Here is a 19,639-nt window from a genome sequence, read left to right as displayed (position 1 = left end):
CAAATGGCTTTAGAAAAGGAAATTATTAACCTTAACCAAATATCAAAACATTATGAGCGGAAGATAGCCTTATCTTCCCTTTCTTTTACCGTAAAAAAAGGTGAACTAATTGCTCTGATTGGTCCGAGTGGCGCTGGGAAAACGACTCTGCTGAATATATTAGCGTCTATTTTGGTTCCGGATCGGGGTACGGTCAATATTGATGGTCGGCCTTTATCAGAGTTAGCTGACCAAAAGAAAAGGGCAAAAAAATCGGCATCATCCGCCAGCAGTTTGACCTGGTTGGTGAGCTTCCGGTAATCCATAATGTATTGGCTGGACGCCTTGGTGATTGGGGAGTAGTTAAGTCACTCCTCTCCCTTCTTATTCCTCAGGAAAAGGAGTATGCAATCAGTGCTTTGGAGCGTGTAGGTCTTACGGAAAAATTGTATGAACGTACATCTACACTTTCCGGCGGCGAACAGCAGAGAGTAGCCCTAGCCCGTCTCCTCGTCCAAAATCCTGAAGTCATTCTCGCAGATGAGCCTGTTGCTTCACTTGATCCTGCGCGTGCTGAAGATATCCTTGAACTTTTAGTTGAAATTGCACTTGAGGAAAAACAGACACTGATTGCCAGCTTGCATTCAGTAGAATACGCTAAAAAATATTTTGATAGACTGATTGCCTTGAAGAATGGCGAGGTTTTCTTTGATCTCCCCTCTGCTTCAGTTTCTGATGATCACATCGCAAGCTTGTATAAATTGAAGGAGCGATCTTGATATGGAGAAGAACTGGGTATCATTTGATCTCCATAAGCGCAAGATTCTCTCTCTGATCCTATTTCTATTATTTTTCTGGAGTTTGTTTTCAGTGAAGTGGAATTTTGATTTAATTCATAGCGGAGGGCTGAAAACAGCAGGACAAATGATTGAAGCACTCTTTCACCCTGACTTATCAAGTGACATATTGCTGCTTGCGGTTGAATCAAGCTGGACTACTCTTTCTTATGCTGCAGCAGGCATGAGCTTAGCATTGATCATTGCGTTTGTGTATGGCATCCCCGCTTCAGGAGTTTTGATTAAGAGAACAAAGACTAAAAAGGTTATGAAAGCTTTTTTTAGAGGGCAATTAGGATTTATGAGGGCAATACATGAACTAGTCTGGGCATGGCTATTTGTCGCCTCAATCGGCCTGTCACCATTTGCGGCAATTTTTGCATTGGCCATACCTTATGGTGGTATACTTGGCAGGATTTTTGCAGAAATGCTGGAAGATGTTCCTCAAGAACCAATTACAGCACTCGAGGCAGCAGGTGCGTCGCGACTTCAAATTCTATGGTATGGATATCTGCCGATGGCCAGAGCGAGTATTACAAGCTATGCCATGTACAGATTTGAATGTGCGGTTCGTTCATCTGCTATCATGAGCTTTGTTGGCATTGGCGGACTCGGATACCAAATTCAGCTTAGTTTAGATGACCTTCACTACAATGAAGTCTGGACTTTCATGTTCTTTTTAATTTCCCTGGTGATCATCATTGATGTCTGGAGCAATCAATTAAGAAAGAGGCTGGTACAATGAAGGTTCGGAAAAAACGAAAAATCACTTTTGTTACTGCCTCTGTCTATGCTTTGCTTCTGCTTGGTGCTGGGTCCTGGGTTTCAATTTTCATCTTGGAAAAAGCGAGTCTTTCCACTCTTTTTTCGCAACAAAACTTTATGTATTCAAGTAAATTTTTCAAAGGGCTTCTCGGTATTGGAGAAGAGAATCCTGCATTTTTAAACTTGGACAGCTGGAAAACGGCAATTGACCTTACTTTCGATACATTGAAAATGAGTGTAATGGCTACCGGCTTTGCGACAATCGCGGCACTTCTAACAGTGGTCCCAGCAGCCAGAAATGTCGCGAATGGTTCGATTACCCTGGCGAAAAAATGGCATGGCTGGATTTCGTTTGGTATTATCCGAAGTATATATATATTTTCCCGTGCTGTACCTGAGCTTGTATGGGCCATGATGATCATCTTTATTTTCAAGCCGGGAATACTGCCAGGTGCTATTGCTCTCGCTCTTCATAATTTCGGCATTCTCGGCAAGCTTTGTGCAGAGGTGATTGAAGACCTTGATTCAAGACCAGTCCGGAACTTGGCTTCCAGTGGCGCTGGACGGCTGCAAATTTTGCTTTACGGTGTATTGCCGGCAGCACTTCCCCGCTTTTTGACATATATCCTGTACCGCTGGGAAGTGATTATGCGCACAACAATTGTTGTTGGTTTTGTTGGTGCAGGCGGACTTGGACAGCAATTCAAGCTTAGCATGAGTTTTTTTCATTACACCGATCTCACTTTATTACTGTTATGTTATTTAGTCCTTGTTTTCGCTGCAGATTATATATCTGAAAAAGCGCGATTCTTCATAAAATGAAACGAATCCGGCCAAGTGCATATGGCCGGATTCGTTTTATAGTATATCGATATTTTCCAAACCGTTTTCCAGAAAGTATTTTTCATAACGTGCCTTCAGCTGAAAGAGTCTATTGATTTTTTCCTCGATTGGTGCATGGATATTGATTTCGCGCTTCAGATCTATCGTTGCTAACTTGTGAGTCAATTGATCCCAGAAAACATCCTCCTCATACTCATCAATAATAGCTTCAACACTTTCCTTCAAGGCTTCTGAGAGATAGTAATATTCTTCCGCTTTATCATAGTAAATTTGGTCACCTGCTTCAAAATCATGGGCTAATGAGAAAATGTACTGTTCAAGTTCTTCTGCCTTGCTGGCCAGAGTATGGTCGGCTTCTGTGAGTCCGATCGGCCAATTGCCTAGCTGCAGCAATTTGACAAGGGTCAAATATTGTTCTTTTGAAAGGTCTATCTTCATTGTAACCTCCTCCTTCATATGCTTGTTTCATATATATGACAGTACAGGACAGGATTTTCCTAAACTAAAATAAAAACGGCAAACCATGTATTTACGGTTTGCCGGGTTTTATTTTATTTTATTTCAATTTCCAATTCGAATAGCTTCCCCAATTAGCTGAATATCTTTATATATTTCAATTTTCAGCTTCTCATCCTCACATTGTGAGTAATCATCAAACAAACGCCCTAGTTCTTTAATAAATATTAGATGCTCTTCGATTGCAACCATACAGAGACCCCTTTACACAGAAGATGACCAGTGGCTATATGCTGTTAATTCTATTTTCTGTTGACCAGAATATTTACCCGATAATAAAAAATTAAAACTTGAATCTTTTTAATATGTTTATTGTCGGCATGGACATCTTATGACAACATTGCGACTTTTGTTTATAGTTGCGAAATTTGTGGGAAGTAATAAGGAAGTACATACATAATCAGGGGGAATAGGAATGTGGGTTCAAAAACCATTTTTTAAATATGCATCAGGAATCATTTTAGTTCTTCTCATTATCTTTTTATTTGGAAAGATCGATTATTTTGTCTGGCCGGTGCAGAATTTCATCATTGCGATCTTCTTTCCGGTTCTAATTTCAGGATTAATCTATTACATTTTGAGAAAGCCTGTTAGATGGCTTGATCAATACATGCCAAAGGTGATCAGTATTCTTATCGTCTTTGCTGTATTTATAGGAATTTTCACAACTTTTTTCTATTTCGCTGGATCGCTTGTTGGTGAGCAAGTCAGCAACCTCACTGAAAACTTTCCTCAAAGAATAGAAGAAGTCACAAAGGAATCGGAAAAAGTAATGAAAGATAATAAGTTTGAAATGGTAAATGCAAATGACGTAAAACAAAAAGCACTCACTTATTTAAGTAAAGTATCAAATAATCTTGGTGAAAATGTCATATCGATTATTTCATTACTCACCAGTGTAGCGACTGTTTTAGTAGTAGTTCCTTTCCTTGTATTTTTCTTTTTGAAGGATGAGGAAAAATTAAGGCCATATATTATAAAACTGATTCCGAATGAGCATGAACAGGAAGGTAATAAAATTCTTAAGGATATTGATAAAACACTTTTCACTTATGTAACTGGACAGTTTATCATTGCACTTGTTGATGGAACTCTTATGTACATTGGATATAAAATAATCGGACTGGACTATGCCCTGCTCCTTGCGATTTTCACCATGTTTTTAACTGTTGTTCCATTCCTTGGTCCACTCATTGGTGTGTTGCCAGCTCTGTTTGTAGCGCTGGCAACAAGTCCGATGATGATGTTCAAGGTCCTGGTCGTACTACTGGTGGTACAGCAGCTCGAAGGCAATTTTGTTACCCCGCAGGTAATGGGTAAAAAGTTGAATATCCATCCAATAACGGTTATCCTCTTATTGATTGCGGCAGGTTCAATCTATGGTTTCATTGGCATCCTTATTGCAATCCCGCTATATTCAGTTATAAAGATCATCATTAAGGATGTATGGAAATTTTACAGGCTTCGCCAAAAGAGAAATTTTATCAATCCAGAGGCTTGATGAATGATGTGCAAAACTTAAAAAAAGCAGAAAGCATCGGCCTTAAGCCGATGCTTTCTGCTTTTTTTATTGAGCTGGGCCGTTCCCTCCTGGGTCAATAAAAGAGGATTCATTTCTTGCCAAGTCTTGTTCAATCCGGTGGTTTTCTGAATCTAATTTAGGGTCACCCATCCCCTTCTTTTTATCAAAATAAATAACAATCGGCACTAATACAATCAGCGGAGAAATAAGGATTAACCAAAGCATATTTAAGCCTCCTTGACACATGTTATTTACTATATTTATATTAGCATGAATAATTGCATAAATGTGGAAATAATTGGGTGCTGATTATGTGGAAAGAGCCTTAAATAAGAAAAAAACCGGCTCCATTTTTAGCGCCGGTTCAATAATTTAATTGTTTATATATCGCTCGTATACAAACCCGAAATCTTTGACATTGTATTTTTTTCGGGAATTCATCAGCCAATTAAAGGCCATTTCATTCAAATCCCTGAAATCATTGACGACGCTCTCTTCTTTTGTTGCAATTCTGCTTAATGTAGTCGCCGCAAGGTTCAAGCTTTGCTGGGCATATTCCATTGAAAATTCATTTTCTCTGTTAATTTCGGCAATACGGATTAAAGCTTTATATAAATCCTTCAGTTCTTCTATGTGCTTTTTATGCACATCAATTGAAAATGCAGTGGAACCGATGACGAATTTTATCTCAACATCAAGGTCGACGGTGCCTGCGGTTTCAAGATGGACATTCGTAATTTTGTGTTCACTGAAACTATAGCGGTACAATGTTCGCTTTTTGCTCATAGCGCTTGTCCCGTCTAAATGGATCAATGCCTTATTTGTAAAGCAATATTCATCTGTTTTCGATTTAATCAAGAAGTAGATCTTTTCGTTATCCTCATGCATTACATAATCATCAGCATCGACTTTATCATAATCTGCCGGGTTGATTACACTTCCAACATCACTTAAGCCTAATACATCTGAAGCAACTCTCTTAAACATTTACCCACCTCTTCATTAAGAAATATTCGTTTTTATTTTAACATAAACTGGCAAAAAGAGGTGGAGCATATTTTATGGAGAGACTATCAAGTTTCCAATATCGTTTTAAGAAAGCAGCTTCTTCTCTTTTTGCATTCTTAATTCTGCGTCAATCATGCCGTCGAGCCTAATAATACTCTCTCTTGCCCGTTCATTGCTGATTTTTCTGTAGTGGTGGTTTCCGCCTTCCTCTTCGTCTTTTTCATCAGCCCATTTTACGACTTGCTGGAGTGGTGTGCGGATGATATCATTTGATGGCAAAAAGGAGTCAGTATGGAAAAGAATTGCAAGTGAAGTGGCTTTCGCCTGCACGGGGTTTTCGCCGAGACGGATTAAGAGTTTGTGAGCCCTCTCTGCTCCCTTAATTGGATGGATATCGTTTTTTCTATATAATTCGTAGTCCCATTTCCCATTTCTATACCAAGTGAAATGTCCGATATCATGCAAAAAACCTGCTTTAGCAGCGATATCAACATCTACCTTATGTTCTTTAGCAAGATGGAAAGCATGATATGCCACGGCAATAGCATGCGCCATACCTGAGCGCTTTACATATTTTTGTGCAATATGGTGTTCGAATATATTCAGTAGTGTTACATCCCTCATTTCATTACCTCCTTAGCTGATGTGATACCCATATTTTAATGAATAGTAACAGATATTCAGAAGAAATGCAGCTGTTTGCTATACTGGCAATGAGAATGACAACCATGTCTTATCTAATATTCCCACAACTCATCTCCCATTACTATACATTATATAAAAAAAGCTGGTAATGGATTGGATGCCTCTCCCCTTACCAGCCTTAATATATGTTAATTCCAAGTTTTAAATTTTGAGCTGAATTTCTCTCTTAAGGTCATGATGAATGTTTTTTCTCCTTTAGCTCCCTTTTGCTTGTTCCATTCATTGAAACTCGCAACGGCGATTAAAATGGAGCCGCCGATGAGCAGATATCCCCACCAAGGAAGATTTCCCCAAAACGGCCTGGTTTGGAGGATGACATTGAGGAGCAATACTCCTGCACCAACAAAGAAATATGCTTTTACTCTCAGCCACATCCCTGCCAGCATTGAGATTAAAGATAAGGATCCAAGAATTAAGGCGTCATATATGGTATTACTCGTTAAGCCGTCTCTGATAAGCACCAGTGAAACAATGATCAGGATGGCCCATTCGATATAGCCGGTGATGGTTTCCCATTTCCCTTTAGTGACAAACCGCAAGAAGATAACAAGCGCAACAAATGGCAGAACATTTACTTCCCAAAGCCATAAAGCAGGGATATTTAACTGTTCAACGGAGGCGTAATATGGAACCAGCAGATATGCCCCAGCAATAAAGGTGAAGCCCATTTGCAAGTCGATGTGAACTCTTTTTCGCTGAAGCCAGAAAGCTCCGGACATTAGCAGGCCATGAACAATTTGAGCCCAAAAGGTTTCTGTTTTGAATACAGAAATCGAAACAATGAAGAAAAACGAAACAATAGTATAAGAATCCAGGCTTTTAAGTCCAAAAACGCTGCCATTTTCCCATAGGTTGGAATAGAATATCCCTCCTGCAATCAGCAGTGAGACACCGAAAGCAGCAAGAAGAACGATCTCAAATAGTACATCAATCCTTGATTGGTAGATCAATTGGATTGATGCATAGAAAATCATCAGCAACGGTAACAGTTTGAGCAAATCCCATTTGATTCGATGGAGCAAGAATAATGTTCCAACAGCATACAAAACGGTCATCCCAAAAAGCAACCAGCTGTAGGGGTAGGTAACCATGAAGCTGGCAATGCCCAGAAGTGAAAAAGGAACAAGATAATATACGGTTCTTAGCTTAAAAGATTCTTTAGCGGTGAACCAGAAAATTCCGATTAAGATACTTGTGGCCAAAAAGGCATAATAGCCAAAATCTTCATCTGAAAAATATATCAATCCTGTTTTAATTGATAAAAATAACGTCGTGAAGGCGCCATACAATATGGCTTTCACTTTCCATTCTTGCTTAACAAACAACAAGCTGGAGATATAGACACCAGTAGCCACCAAATAGCTCCAAACTCCATCTTGCTCATATATTACATAAGAAAGAATCAAGGCAGGAGCCAAGTAGACATGAGCTACCCAGGCAAGGCCGGTCGCGAGAACTTTTTCTTTCTGTAAAAGCATTGCTGCTGCACCGAGAAGCAGCCATCCTCCTCCCAGGAAGAGAAATGTTTCTGAAGTGGCACTTAAATCATAAAATTCCTCGTTTATAGAATTCAAGGTGATGATGTACCAAACAAGCCCTATAATACCAGTCAGATAGGAAATAATAACATCCTTTGTTGTTTTAAAGAGGATGATTGACATAAGGATGCCGCCAAGCCATACAAGTGATTCACCTATAACACTAGAAATCGGCGCCGTAAATGTGAAAAATAAGGCTGCAGCATAAAAACAGTGTGAGCTGTAGAATGTACTTTCAGCCAATTTAATTTCCTTGAAATTCTTCAAAATGAAGCTGATTGCTAATAGAAGCAGCCCAGCAATTGCGAAATTTCCTGGTATTCCTGTAAATTCATCATAAATGCTTGAATGAGATCTGATTTCTTCACAGAATGCAGCGACTGATAGACCAACAGAGATGGGTGCTGCCCATTGCGCAAATAAAGGTAAAAAAGATCTGCTTTCAATTTTGAGCATTAGGTAAAATAAGATACCTGTTAAGAAAAATTTAATTCCGAGTTCCTGCCAATGCAACATGGCGAAAGAAACAATCATCATGAAAAACATGATGACCATACCTACATCTCTGGAGCTGTTTTGAATGACCCTTAGTTTTTTGACCTTAAGCTTCCATCCGAAAACGGTGAATAAAATGAATCCAATAAAGTAGATCGGTAAGATTAACGTTGGGAAATCGACCCAGGTATGCAGCTTCATAACCGCTTCAAACAAGGCCGCTGCCAGGAAGATCGGGCTAAGATAGCAGAATATCATGCTTTTATGAGTGTTCGCTAAATAAATAAAATTAACTGCGATTAACATATATGCTGCAAAAAGTGTAAGAGATGGATTCTGCGAATGCAACAGTATCCCTTCTGCCGTAATCATGATAAAAGCGAGTCCAGATACAACTGCGCTTGTTAGCTGAAAGACTCTCTTCAAACCGAATTGATCTTTAATGAATTTGGGAAGCAGCAAGAAAACGAATCCGAGAAGCGCATAGCCGATGACGCTGGCTTCTCGGAAATTCCAATTTTCTAAAATTTGATAGGCTCCAAAGACAATCATCGCGCTGAAAACAAAATGATACTCTTTACGGCCATTCACAAAAATCATCGAAAGATAAATGGCAGCAGTCATAATCAAATTGAATCCGTAAAAAAAGTGATTTTCAAAGAAAATAAGCATTAATAATGTAGATAAGATCAGGTTAGCCTGTGAATAGAAAGCAAGCTCCTTGGTAAAAAGGGTATACAATTCTTTCTTTTTCAGATAATGATATCCAGCAATCAGCAGAGAGTTGTATATCATTAATCCTAGATAAAAACCATCTGCATCCAGACCGATTGCTCTTAATAAATAAGCCGCGGCGGCTGTTGATCCGATGAAAGCAAACCACACGAATAATCTTGATGATAATTTTTCAGCCAGTAAAGTGTAAACAGGAATCAGGACGGAACTGCTTATAAAACCTAAAATGAATCTTCCTTCTCCGTTGAAGCTAAGAGTAGATCCAAGCAATTCGAACCAGCCGAGCGATAAGGTGAAAATTGGAAAAAATAAGCTTCCTAACACGACAAATGCAAAGGCAGTCTTTTCTATCTTTAACATTCGATAACTGACAAAAGCTATCCCGTAAAACAGAGCAGAAACAAGTGCGATCGATCCGGCTTTCATCCAGGGAGTCATGGTTTCCCAGTTGCTCGTTGCGACAAATAAGCCTCCGATCAACAGCATAATGACTCCTATATTCAGCGACCATGAAATATTTCGTTCTCGTATTTCTTCAGATGTTTTCTTCGGTTTTACTTTCACAGGCATTTTGGTTACTTGTACCTTCATTTCTTTTTCAGAAACAGGCTGAACAATAGCTGTTTTGGCTGATTGTTCATTTATTGCCGACTCTTTTTCCTTCTGTTCGCGTGCAAGTATGGATGAAAAATATTCATTGTGTGCTTCAGAAACTTTTTTGTATTCCTCGTTTGTTACATACCCCTTTTCTTTTAAGTTATAGAGCTCATTGCGGAATATCCGTCGCTGTTCTTCTTTAGGAATGAATTCCATCTTAATCCTCCTGTTCTCCTGAAATCCAATTTTAACCGTTTAGTGTAATTTTACACATTTTATAAAGAAGTTCAATATATATCTATGTTGTAGCTCAATAGATTTTTCGACAAATTTCTATTTTCATCGTGGGTTTTCACCATTATAATGAAATACATACTTTATAGATGAAGAGGTTAACAGAATGGCTGACTTTTTATGGCTTATGTATCTTGGCTTCATGGGTACAACAGCAATTTGGTTTTTGATTAAAGGAAAATACAAGAATAATGTGACTCGTCTTGATTTTGTTATATCGATTATTACCTGGTTTGGTTTATTCGGTTATGTGACTGGAACGGAAATGCTTACCCCGATTGTGTGGAAGCTAGTATTTATTCTTGGCTTATTGTGGGATATCTTATTTACCATTTTTTTTACGGATCGATTCGCTGGGGATTTTGGGCTGGAGGAAGAAGATAAAGAAATGCCTCTTGGTGCTAAACTTAGTGGTTTGCTCTTTGTTTTTCCTTTATATTTTGGGATTTTTCAATATGCATTCTAAAACGGCAATAGCCGTTTTTTTTTGTTTTCATTAAAGGTATATCAGGATAACGAAGTCGTTTTTTAATATAATAATGATGATTTTAAGGTGTTTCGCATGTATTTTCTTATGTAAAAATCCTCGTTTTAGTACCAGGTCCTATCACTGTTATTTGGTGTCTTTTCCAGAAGGACACATCCGTCTGGGAGGAATCAAAAAGGCGCAAACCGATTGGTTCGCGCCTTTTTCAATTTATAATGTTGTACACTTATTCTTGGATTTGATACCTATATGCCTTAACGACAATTCCATCATGGGCTGGAACGAAGTCTAATTCAGAAACTCGATGAAATCCTATTTTTTCATATAGCCGCATTGCACCGGTCATAAATTCCCCTGTATGTAAACCAATGTATTTTGCATTTCTGCCTCTGGATCTTGCAATACAATCTTTTATCAATGCACTTCCAACGCCCCTTTTCCGAGCATCTGGCATTATGGCAAGCATGCGGATTTCAGGGTAGTCCTGAGCTTTTACGAATCCTTGATAAGCGTCCGTTTTAGCAGGAAACAATGCTACGCTGCCAAGAATTCTTCCTCCTTATTCAGCTATCAATAATTCTGCACTAGATAATGTATCAATGTCAGCCGTGATCGCAGATTTTAATGCTAGCCAATGACTATCTGGAAGTAACTTAGCATACTCCTCATAAGCTGTGACTCTATGTTCCTTAATAACAGGTAATTCATTTTCCGTTGCTTCCCTAATGATCATCCCTAATCACCTCTGACTAAATAATACTTTATTTGGAAATGTTTAGCATTACATTTTTGTGATGGAAACTATACTTTCTACCCTTATAAAAGAAAAAACGAGCATAACTTTTAGCAGTTACACTCGTTTCAAACTACAAATTTATGGATTTGTCGACCACATGCCTGCTGTTTTGATAAATACGCGGCGGTTCAGCTTTAACTGGGCGACCATTAATTCTGCTAAATCTTCAGGCTGCATGACTTTTTCCGGGTTGCCATCCGTCAGGTTTGATTCGATTGCAAGATCTGTGGCCACCGTACTTGGTGTAAGTGCGCTGACGCGGATATTATGCTTCCTCACTTCGAGCATCAATGATTCAGTAAGGCCTAGGACGCCGAATTTTGAGGCACTGTAGGCGCTGGTAACTGGTGCTCCCTTCTGCCCTGCGGTTGAAGAAACGTTAATGATGTCGCCTGTTTTACGGTCGATCATACCAGGCAGCACAGCGCGGGTCACATAATAAGTGCCCATCAAATTCACTTGAATAATTTTTTCCCATTCTTGTGGATCAAGTTCAAGGAATCCGCCAAATTTAGCGGTACCTGCATTATTGATCAGGATATCGATCGGTCCTAATTCAGAGGTGATATGCTCTACCGCATGCTGTACAGACTCTATATCAGACACATCTGAAACCGCTCCTGCGACATTGACATCATATTCCTCCAGTTCAGCTGTAACCTTCTCCAAATTTGCAAGAGTAAGGCCAAGCATACCTATATTGACCCCTTCTTTTGCCAGTGCCAATGCTGCTGCACGGCCAATCCCTCTGCCAGCTCCGGTAATCAAGGCTGTTTTTCCTTTTAAAGATTCCATATGAAGACTCCCTTCAGAATGTGTAGTCAAGGTTTTATTATAGAAAAATCGGCTAGCTAAAACAAATAAAGAGACTTTTAAATAAAAGGCTCTGTTATAGCCGAAGTTGATTTTTTAACCCTGTTGATTGAAGTGGAAGGCGCTTAGACTCCTCCGAAAATGCTAACGCATTTCCATCGTGCTTGGGCAAATTCGAGGAAGCTATTCAGTGTCCTGCGGGCTCAGCGTCAGCCCCGCGGAAAGCGAAGCGCCTGGAACGAAAATCAACATCCTTGTTTAACAGAGCCAAATAAAAAAACAGCCGAATCAAATAGATTCGACTGTCTGCGCTTTTTATAAAGGCAATAAAGCTACTGTATCTTTTTTCGTCAGCTGGTCAACCATTTTAAGCCATTTTTCCGGCTTGTTTTCCAAAACAGAATAGTAGGTTGTCAGGAAATCAGAAATTAATGCAGCAGGCAATTCAACTGTATGATCGTCTGCAGGCATGAAGCAAAGATCTAATCCCTCGACAGCTTCCCCATCATTCTCCCAGGATGGGTGAACATATTCTAGGTCAAGACGCTTATAGCCTAAATGAGATAGCACTTCACGGCGAACATACGGATCCATCGTTTTCACCCCGCCGAAATCATGGTCCTTTTTTTGATAAGGGTCATAAATTTCTGCAAACATGCCAAACAATTCAACACCTTTTTCACCAGCAAGGCTTTGCAGGTCTTCCATGCGTTTGTTTGCCAGGAAACGGCCAAGGCTCAGCCCAGGCTTGCCGACAATCGTAAAATCAGTCATTGCAATATTCCAGTCAGGATAGTAGCGATATTCAGTAACACCAACTACTTCATCCTCATGCACTGCGACAAAAACACGGATACCTGGATCTTCAAGCGGCTCCTTCCATAAATCGAACTCGAGAACCTCTTCAGGAGGAAAAACGTCTTTCATCAAATTATGGAGTTTAGTGAACAGCGGGTCCTCAATACTTGAGACGCGAATGTATTCCATCATGTTTGCTCCTTATCGGATTAGATTTTTTCTGCTTCTTCCCAGTCTGGGTAAAGATCTGTGCGTCGATCACGCCAAGTTGTAACTGAACCTCGTTCTCGCACTTCATATAACAGCTCTAAGTCAAGGTCTGCTGTTACAATCATGTCATTGTTCAGTTCACCTTCAGCAAGCAATCCTTGCGGAGGGAATGGTATGTCATTAGGCGTGATCACTGCCGCCTGGCCAAAGTTAGCACGCATGAAGTCTACTGTAGGCAGAGCACCGACTGTTCCAGTCAATACTACATATATTTGGTTTTCCACCGCTCGTGCATGGCTTGTATATCTTACTCGATGAAAGCCATGGCGATCATCAGTGCAAGACGGACAGAAAATCACATCCGCCCCTTTCGCCTTTGCCATTCTGACGATTTCAGGAAACTCAATATCGTAGCAAGTTAAAAGAGCAATTCGTCCTTTCTTTGTATCAAATACCCTGAAATCTTCTCCTGCACTCATATTCCATTCATTAACTTCTGTTGGTGTGATATGAAGCTTCGCCTGTTCTACAATCCTTCCATCTGGATAAAACATGTGTGCTACATTAAAAAGTTTGCCTTCTCTAGCAATCACATGCGTTCCGCCAATGATATGCATACCCGTTTCCAAAGCGAAATTCTGGAACAGGTTCAAATATTGTTCAGTAAAGCCAGGGAGTTCATTAATGGTCAGCCTTGTTCCCTGTTCACTGCCGATTGACAGCAATTGTGTAGTGAAGAACTCAGGAAAAAGTACGAATTCCGAACCGTATTCCTGGGCTGTTTTAATATAATGCTCACATTGCAGCGCGAACTCCTCAAACGATCTAATCGAATGAAGATGGTACTGGACTGCTGAAACTCTCATTTTCATCTACCATTCCCCCTGTATAAAAAAAGATATTGTCATCTTGAATTCAAAGTTTCGGAAATACGAAAATCATTATAAAACATTTTACTTCTAATGAATACACCTTTTGCTTAAAATAGGAGCGGATTTTTTGATTTATATTTTCATTAAAGATTTTCGGAAGAGGTATTAAGAATGATTTTTAATAATGCTCTTTTCTAAAGGCTGTTTTCTTCTTGAAATGGCTTTAAAGTATACTCCAAATCTAAAAGCAAAAATTTTTCCGAAAAACGACCATAAAAAAATGATTCCTTTTTCAGAGAGTTTCGAATACAATCTAATTAGATTTAAATCTAATTAGTTATGCATCTAATCTAGTGGAGGACAAAATGTTTAAAACGTTAAAATCAGAAATTTCTTATCGGAAACTATTCTTAGCAGGTATTATTAATGGAATTGGCGATCGTTTTAGCCAAGTTGCTCTGCTTTCGCTGATCCTGCAGATGACTGGTTCTGGCCTTTCTGTCGGAATCACCATGGCCTTACGAATGATTCCTTTTCTTCTATTCAGTCCGTTAAGCAGCAAGATTTCGTCAAAGTTTGAAAGAAGGAAAGTCCTGATTACCACAGATCTTTCAAGAGCGGTGATCGCCCTGTCATTTCTGTGGATCAATGGTCCTGAGGACATGTGGATTGTTTATGCATCCTCGTTTCTGCTGGCCTCTGGTGAAGCTATTTATTCGCCTGTGCGTAAGTCCAGCATACCAGCCATCGTTTCTCCCAAAGCTTTAAAGGAAGTAAATGCGTGGGAACAGGTTTTAATGGGATTCGTTTTAGTCATTGGTGCTTTAAGTGGCGGCATCGTCTCTTATTTTTTAGGAGCAAAAGCTGCATTCGGGATCAACATTGTTTCTTTTATTTTGGCTGGATGGATACTTTCGACGCTGCCAACATTGGAATCTGGAACGAAAACGGAAAAATTCAGGAAAGTTAAAAATGAAAAGTATGGTGATTTATGGCCCGTTTTAGCTTCGTCCTCTTTTTTGATTTTGTTAATGGTATTTGAGATGGTCATTCCGCTCATTAACGGCATTGAAAATGTCCTTTTGAGTGTTTATGCCGTGGAGACATTCGGAAAAGCGGATTTAGGAGTGGGGTTGTTTTACAGTTCTCTTGGATTGGGTCTGATCATAAGCCCGCTGTTTTCAAAACTGATAAAAGGACGATATCTGCTGTTTTCCTTTTTAAGTTTAATTGGAGAAGGATTATTTTTAGCGACAATCAGTCAAACAGCACTCTTTGGTTTGGCCGCCATATTATTCTGCATGACGGCCATTTTCAGCGGCATCGGTAACACACTCCTTGATACGGTCGCAATGGATACAATCCCGGCAAAATGGCATGGCCTGTACTTTGGTCTTTTAGCGACGATTTCCAACACGATCATCGGTTTTTCTATGCTGTTCACCGGCGTTGCATTAGAGTGGTTTAGTCCGAGACTTGTAGGTTTATTTGGAGGACTAATGTACATTATTGCAGGAACCACATTTTTAATATGGTCGTTAAAATTTAGCCTCAAAAGAGAAAAAATAAAATTAATCGAAAAAACAATGTAAATGAAAAAGAACGAGGATTCTGTGCTCCTCGTTCTTTCAAGTGATGAATGCAAGAATTGGTCGGACTGTCATCTTGTCTTCTTGAAACCTCAATTTAATATAAGGAAAATTTAAAAACGAGAAATTTACTTATGGAATGAAAATGTCCAAAAGAATAAGTCTATTTACCTAATTTTTATTTACAGAAAAGTTTTTTACAATAGTAGCAATTTGCTAGCAGTTGATATTAATATCATATCGCATGATAGTGTTTTGCTTATTATATTGTCGAATCGCCTCTAATAAAGTCGTTAATATGCTTCCCTATTTGTCGGATAGTTGACCTTCCAATTTCAGGCTCTGCGAGGTTGTCAATTAGCACTGCGACAAAAGCCCTGGTGTTTCCATAGATCACTACCGCACAATCATGCTCGATTCCAGGCAATTCACCTGTTTTATTTCCTGCTGTTATATACTCTTCATTCATATAAGCTGGCAATTTTTCTCTGAATTGCTGCTGGTTGAGAATGGATAGAAATATGTCTCTTGAAGCTTTTGTTAGAGCAGTCCCTGTGACACCTTCTTTCAAGCATTTCACAATATCTGCTGCTGTGGTGAAATTATCCATGCCTGATTTTACAGACTGGAAATCCAGCATTTTACGCTGCAAGATCGTATTGTACATGGATAAACTTCTAATCGTTTTATTTATGGATTCTTTACTCAGGAGATTGATGATCAGGTTTGTAGCTGAATTATCTGAGACAATCACCATAAGAGTAAGCAAGTCTCTTATGGTGTAGGACTTAACACCATGTAAGACCTGCAGGACACCGGTGTTACCGATTTTGTCACTATCTTTTATGTTCACATGTTCATCAGGATTGATGATGCCAGCTTCAATTTGTCGGAGTGCTTCGTATAGAATCGGAATTTTAATCAAACTGGCAGATTGGTAAACTTCTTGACTGTTAAATTCAATAATCTTGCCCTCAATCTCCATAAACAAACTCGCCCGGCCCTTGCACCTGGCGAGTTCACTATAAACATTCAGCTTAAGTTGCTCTATGTTCATATCAATCGTTCCTTATCTGATATTTAAATGGACTTCTTTTTTCTGGCTGTCAGAGAGCTTCTCATCATATAGATGACAAGCAACATAATGATCCGACTCTATTTCCTGCCATACAGGTTTTTCCTTCGCACATATTTCCATAGCTTGCGGACAGCGTGTCCTGAAAACACAGCCGCTTGGAGGATTCATTGGACTAGGAAGTTCTCCTTCAAGTATAATCCTTTCACGCTTATCTTCAATATCTGGATCAGGTATTGGAATGGCTGATAGCAATGCCTGTGTATACGGATGAAGCGGTTTCTTGTACAGCTGATTGCTTGCTGTAAGCTCCACGATGTGGCCCAAATACATAACGCCAATCCTGTTGCTGATTTGTTTTACCATTGAAAGGTCATGTGCAATGAATAAATAGGTCAATCCCTTTTCCTTCTGCAGCCGTTTAAGAAGATTGACTACTTGGGCTTGAACAGATACATCAAGAGCAGAAATCGGTTCATCAGCAATAATGAAATCCGGATCCAGGGCAAGTGCTCTTGCGATGCCAATCCTCTGGCGCTGGCCCCCACTGAACTCATGGGGATACCGGTTAGCGTGGTCACGGTTAAGCCCTACATCCTCAAGCAGCTGATAAATGCGCTCAAGACGTTCTTTCTTATCCTTGTAAAGGCCATGGACTTCCATTGGTTCCGAGATGATTTCCTTGACGGTTGAACGCGGGTTTAAAGATGCGTAAGGATCCTGGAAAATCATTTGCATTTGCCTATGAAACTGAAATCTTTCCTTTTCGGTCATTGAATGGACATCTTTTCCGTTAAAGATGACTTTTCCATCGGTTCTGTCGTATAAACCGATCATCGTCCTTCCTGCAGTAGACTTGCCACATCCTGATTCGCCAACAAGCCCGAAGGTTTCACCCTTATAAATATCGAAGCTTACCCCATCAACCGCTTTTAGGATTTCATTTTTACCCATATAGAAATGTTTCTTTAAATCTTTTACACTCAATAAAACTTGTTTTTCCATTTTTATTCCCCCGTATTCATCCAGTACCTTCTTGCTGCACAGAGTTCTTTTTCGTAAATGGTTCCTTCAAGCGAGATAATTTCAATGTTTTTTCCAGTATTAGGTGAATGAAGCAGTTTTCCGTCTCCATAATAAATCCCTACATGATGAATACTTCCTTTGCCTTCTTCATACGCAAAGAAAAGCAAATCACCTGGCTGAATATCAGATAAATCGATCTTTATACCTTCTGCTGCCTGTTCATGTGCGTCTCTCGGGATAATATAACCATTGGCGCGGCACATGTTATAGCTGAAACCGGAACAATCGTAACCATAGCTGCTCATCCCGCCCCATAAATATGGTAGTCCTAGAAATTGTTCACCGGCAGCTATAATAGCTGTCCCATTCCGTTTTGTAAGTTTATTTTCAGAAGGATATAGAACGACATCTTCTGTTTTTAAAATGCCAATTCCGGTTGGAGTTTTAACACGGATGCGATCTCCACTATGTTCAATGGCAGGGAGCATGGTTTGGTAGCTTAATTCCATGATCTGTTCATCTTTCTCAGAAAATAGCATAGCAGTTTTCGAAGTCACTACTACAACTGGTCCATGTTTTATGTACCAATCAGATTGCTGGATTAATTGGGACTTGGGAATCCAGCCAGGATATCCGCGCTCGTCCTTTCCAGATGGCTGGTCAGGAACAACAACATGTGCCCAGCCGTCGAATTCATCGATGATGAGAACTTCCTGACCAAAAAGTACTTGTGATTGTACTAGGTTATTGTCACATAATTGGAGCCGTGGTTCATATGTCAGTTTTTCAAGCCATGAAACAAGGTCGAGTGAACCGGAGATTGCATCCTGGTCTATTTCTCTTGCAGAATCATAAGAAGTCCATAACGTTGCGACCGGAACATTGACTAGCCATACATTATTGCTTTCCACTTATTACTCCTCCTTCTATCATTACATCTTCAATCCCTAAGCCCGGGCGGTCTGGAAGGGTAATGGTCCTTCCGTTATACTTAATTCCACCTGCTATCACTTCGCCTGCCAGCATCAGCGGAGCATCGAAATCAAAACGGGTGATGTTTTTCTTGCTTGCTGCAAAATGGGCTGCGGCAGTGATTCCTAGGCGTGTTTCAATCATGCTGCCAACCATACATTCAATACCGGCTGTTTCTGCCATCTGGTTAATCATTTGAGCCTGGTAAATTCCACCTGATTTCATCAACTTAATATTGATAAGGTCAGCGCTTCTTCGCTTTATTACTTCAAATGCCTGTTTCGGGCTGAATACACTTTCATCAGCCATAATCAATGTATCTACAGAATCTGTGACCTGCTTAAGGCCATCAAGGTCATCAGCTTTTACTGGCTGTTCGACCACTTCGATTTGGAGGCCCATGTCCTCCATTTTCCTGATTGCCCTGATTGCGTCCTTTGGCTTCCAGCCCTGGTTAGCATCGAGGCGGATTTTTATATCATTGCCAATCCGGCGTCGGATTTCTTGAATTCGGGCGATATCTGTTGCTATTTCACCTATACCTACTTTCACCTTCAGGACGTTGAATCCGTTGCTCACATAAGCAACTGCATCCTCACCCATTTCCTCAGGACTGTTCACGCTAACAGTAAAATCAGTTTCTATTTCTTTCTTATAACCGCCGAGGAATTGATAAAGTGGTAAACTGCAATTCTGGGATATGCAATCATATAATGCCATATCAACTGCAGCCTTTGCGCTGGAATTGCCAATAAGGGCTGACTTCAGTCCCTGGAAAATAGCTTCATAGTTTAACAGATTCTTTTTTAATAAGAGTGGTTTAATCACATCATTGATTGCAGATTCAATGCTTGCCAGGCTGTCTCCAGTTATGACCAATGTCGGAGGAGCTTCTCCCCAGCCTGCAATCCCATTGTCACAGCTTATTTTAACAAAGATTGCTTCTGCGACTGTTACTGTGCGAAGCGCCGTTTTAAAAGGCTTGGTTAAAGGGACAGCTGTGCGGAATGTCTCAATTTTTTCAATGATCATATCAATATCCCCTTTTTTTAGGCTTTGTTAAACAGGGCTGTTGATTTTCGTTCCAGGCGCTTCGCTTTCCGCGGGGCTGGCGCTGAGCCTCCTCGTCGCTTCGCTCCTGCGGGGTCTCACCTGACCAGCTGCGCCC

Annotated in this window: 20 protein-coding genes and 1 pseudogene; 6 read left to right on the top strand and 15 right to left on the bottom strand. The window is 40.0% G+C overall.

What is annotated here, in order from left to right; translation table 11 throughout:
• Positions 1-3: 3 nt before the first annotated feature.
• From AABM38_RS13500 to AABM38_RS13490, 3 genes and pseudogenes are all read left to right on the top strand, one after another.
• A pseudogene (locus AABM38_RS13500) lies at positions 4-758 on the top strand (phosphonate ABC transporter ATP-binding protein).
• Position 759: 1 nt separating this feature from the next.
• Complete coding sequence (locus AABM38_RS13495; RefSeq protein ID WP_423406904.1) at positions 760-1,560, top strand: PhnE/PtxC family ABC transporter permease; 801 nt, start codon at positions 760-762, stop codon at positions 1,558-1,560.
• Entirely contained in the window at positions 1,557-2,402 is an 846-nt protein-coding gene (locus AABM38_RS13490; protein WP_423406903.1) for a PhnE/PtxC family ABC transporter permease, read from the top strand. Before AABM38_RS13495 ends, AABM38_RS13490 begins: the two co-directional genes overlap by 4 nt.
• A gap of 36 nt (positions 2,403-2,438) precedes the next feature.
• Here the strand turns inward: AABM38_RS13490 and AABM38_RS13485 are convergent, their stop codons facing one another.
• Both AABM38_RS13485 and AABM38_RS13480 read right to left on the bottom strand, forming a co-directional pair.
• Positions 2,439-2,861 (bottom strand): hypothetical protein, encoded by a 423-nt coding sequence (locus AABM38_RS13485; RefSeq protein WP_423406902.1) that lies wholly within the window; start codon positions 2,859-2,861, stop codon positions 2,439-2,441.
• A 123-nt stretch (positions 2,862-2,984) separates the two neighbouring features.
• Positions 2,985-3,131: a hypothetical protein gene (locus AABM38_RS13480; protein ID WP_423406901.1), complete on the bottom strand. Its 147-nt coding sequence runs from the start codon at positions 3,129-3,131 to the stop codon at positions 2,985-2,987.
• Positions 3,132-3,354: 223 nt separating this feature from the next.
• On the opposite strand from AABM38_RS13480, the gene AABM38_RS13475 reads away from it, so the two are divergent.
• On the top strand, positions 3,355-4,440 hold the full coding sequence (locus tag AABM38_RS13475) for an AI-2E family transporter (protein ID WP_423406900.1): 1,086 nt from the start codon (positions 3,355-3,357) through the stop codon (positions 4,438-4,440).
• Positions 4,441-4,506: 66 nt separating this feature from the next.
• Here the strand turns inward: AABM38_RS13475 and AABM38_RS13470 are convergent, their stop codons facing one another.
• The 4 genes from AABM38_RS13470 to AABM38_RS13455 form a co-directional block, all read right to left on the bottom strand.
• The gene (locus AABM38_RS13470; protein ID WP_423406899.1) at positions 4,507-4,686 is read right to left on the bottom strand and encodes a hypothetical protein; all 180 of its coding nucleotides are present in this window, start codon (positions 4,684-4,686) and stop codon (positions 4,507-4,509) included.
• Positions 4,687-4,833: 147 nt separating this feature from the next.
• Positions 4,834-5,448: a PH domain-containing protein gene (locus AABM38_RS13465; protein WP_423406898.1), complete on the bottom strand. Its 615-nt coding sequence runs from the start codon at positions 5,446-5,448 to the stop codon at positions 4,834-4,836.
• 105 nt (positions 5,449-5,553) lie between these two features.
• Positions 5,554-6,093, bottom strand: coding sequence for an HD domain-containing protein (locus AABM38_RS13460; protein ID WP_423406897.1), 540 nt, complete (start codon positions 6,091-6,093; stop codon positions 5,554-5,556).
• Positions 6,094-6,302: 209 nt separating this feature from the next.
• Positions 6,303-9,755, bottom strand: a complete 3,453-nt coding sequence (locus AABM38_RS13455; RefSeq protein WP_423406896.1) for a hypothetical protein — start codon at positions 9,753-9,755, stop codon at positions 6,303-6,305.
• A gap of 184 nt (positions 9,756-9,939) precedes the next feature.
• On the opposite strand from AABM38_RS13455, the gene AABM38_RS13450 reads away from it, so the two are divergent.
• A complete protein-coding gene (locus AABM38_RS13450) occupies positions 9,940-10,299 on the top strand; it encodes a hypothetical protein (protein WP_423406895.1) in 360 nt (119 codons plus the stop codon).
• A 247-nt stretch (positions 10,300-10,546) separates the two neighbouring features.
• On the opposite strand, the gene AABM38_RS13445 is transcribed toward AABM38_RS13450, so the two are convergent.
• From AABM38_RS13445 to AABM38_RS13425, 5 genes are all read right to left on the bottom strand, one after another.
• Entirely contained in the window at positions 10,547-10,852 is a 306-nt protein-coding gene (locus AABM38_RS13445) for a GNAT family N-acetyltransferase (protein WP_423406894.1), read from the bottom strand.
• 27 nt (positions 10,853-10,879) lie between these two features.
• Complete coding sequence (locus AABM38_RS13440) at positions 10,880-11,053, bottom strand: hypothetical protein (protein ID WP_423406893.1); 174 nt, start codon at positions 11,051-11,053, stop codon at positions 10,880-10,882.
• Positions 11,054-11,194: 141 nt separating this feature from the next.
• A complete protein-coding gene (locus AABM38_RS13435) occupies positions 11,195-11,911 on the bottom strand; it encodes a 3-ketoacyl-ACP reductase (RefSeq protein ID WP_423406892.1) in 717 nt (238 codons plus the stop codon).
• A 333-nt stretch (positions 11,912-12,244) separates the two neighbouring features.
• Entirely contained in the window at positions 12,245-12,916 is a 672-nt protein-coding gene (locus AABM38_RS13430) for a GNAT family N-acetyltransferase (RefSeq protein WP_423410733.1), read from the bottom strand.
• Between the two features lie 20 nt (positions 12,917-12,936).
• Complete coding sequence (locus tag AABM38_RS13425; RefSeq protein WP_423406891.1) at positions 12,937-13,809, bottom strand: carbon-nitrogen hydrolase family protein; 873 nt, start codon at positions 13,807-13,809, stop codon at positions 12,937-12,939.
• A gap of 365 nt (positions 13,810-14,174) precedes the next feature.
• Here AABM38_RS13425 and AABM38_RS13420 point away from each other — a divergent pair, with 365 nt between their 5' ends.
• The gene (locus AABM38_RS13420; protein ID WP_423406890.1) at positions 14,175-15,401 is read left to right on the top strand and encodes an MFS transporter; all 1,227 of its coding nucleotides are present in this window, start codon (positions 14,175-14,177) and stop codon (positions 15,399-15,401) included.
• Between the two features lie 259 nt (positions 15,402-15,660).
• On the opposite strand, the gene AABM38_RS13415 is transcribed toward AABM38_RS13420, so the two are convergent.
• The 4 genes from AABM38_RS13415 to AABM38_RS13400 are packed head-to-tail and all read right to left on the bottom strand — an operon-like array spanning position 15,661 to position 19,503.
• Positions 15,661-16,455 (bottom strand): serine hydrolase, encoded by a 795-nt coding sequence (locus AABM38_RS13415; protein WP_423406889.1) that lies wholly within the window; start codon positions 16,453-16,455, stop codon positions 15,661-15,663.
• A 12-nt stretch (positions 16,456-16,467) separates the two neighbouring features.
• Entirely contained in the window at positions 16,468-17,478 is a 1,011-nt protein-coding gene (locus tag AABM38_RS13410; RefSeq protein WP_423406888.1) for an ABC transporter ATP-binding protein, read from the bottom strand.
• A 2-nt stretch (positions 17,479-17,480) separates the two neighbouring features.
• Positions 17,481-18,410, bottom strand: a complete 930-nt coding sequence (locus AABM38_RS13405; protein ID WP_423406887.1) for an NlpC/P60 family protein — start codon at positions 18,408-18,410, stop codon at positions 17,481-17,483.
• On the bottom strand, positions 18,397-19,503 hold the full coding sequence (locus AABM38_RS13400; RefSeq protein WP_423406886.1) for a dipeptide epimerase: 1,107 nt from the start codon (positions 19,501-19,503) through the stop codon (positions 18,397-18,399). Before AABM38_RS13400 ends, AABM38_RS13405 begins: the two co-directional genes overlap by 14 nt.
• Between the last annotated feature and the right edge of the window lie 136 nt (positions 19,504-19,639).

The sequence above is a fragment of the Heyndrickxia sp. MSNUG genome, from assembly GCF_049532715.1.
Taxonomy (GTDB): domain Bacteria; phylum Bacillota; class Bacilli; order Bacillales; family Cytobacillaceae; genus Mesobacillus.
This window is presented reverse-complemented; position numbering and strand designations above follow the sequence as displayed.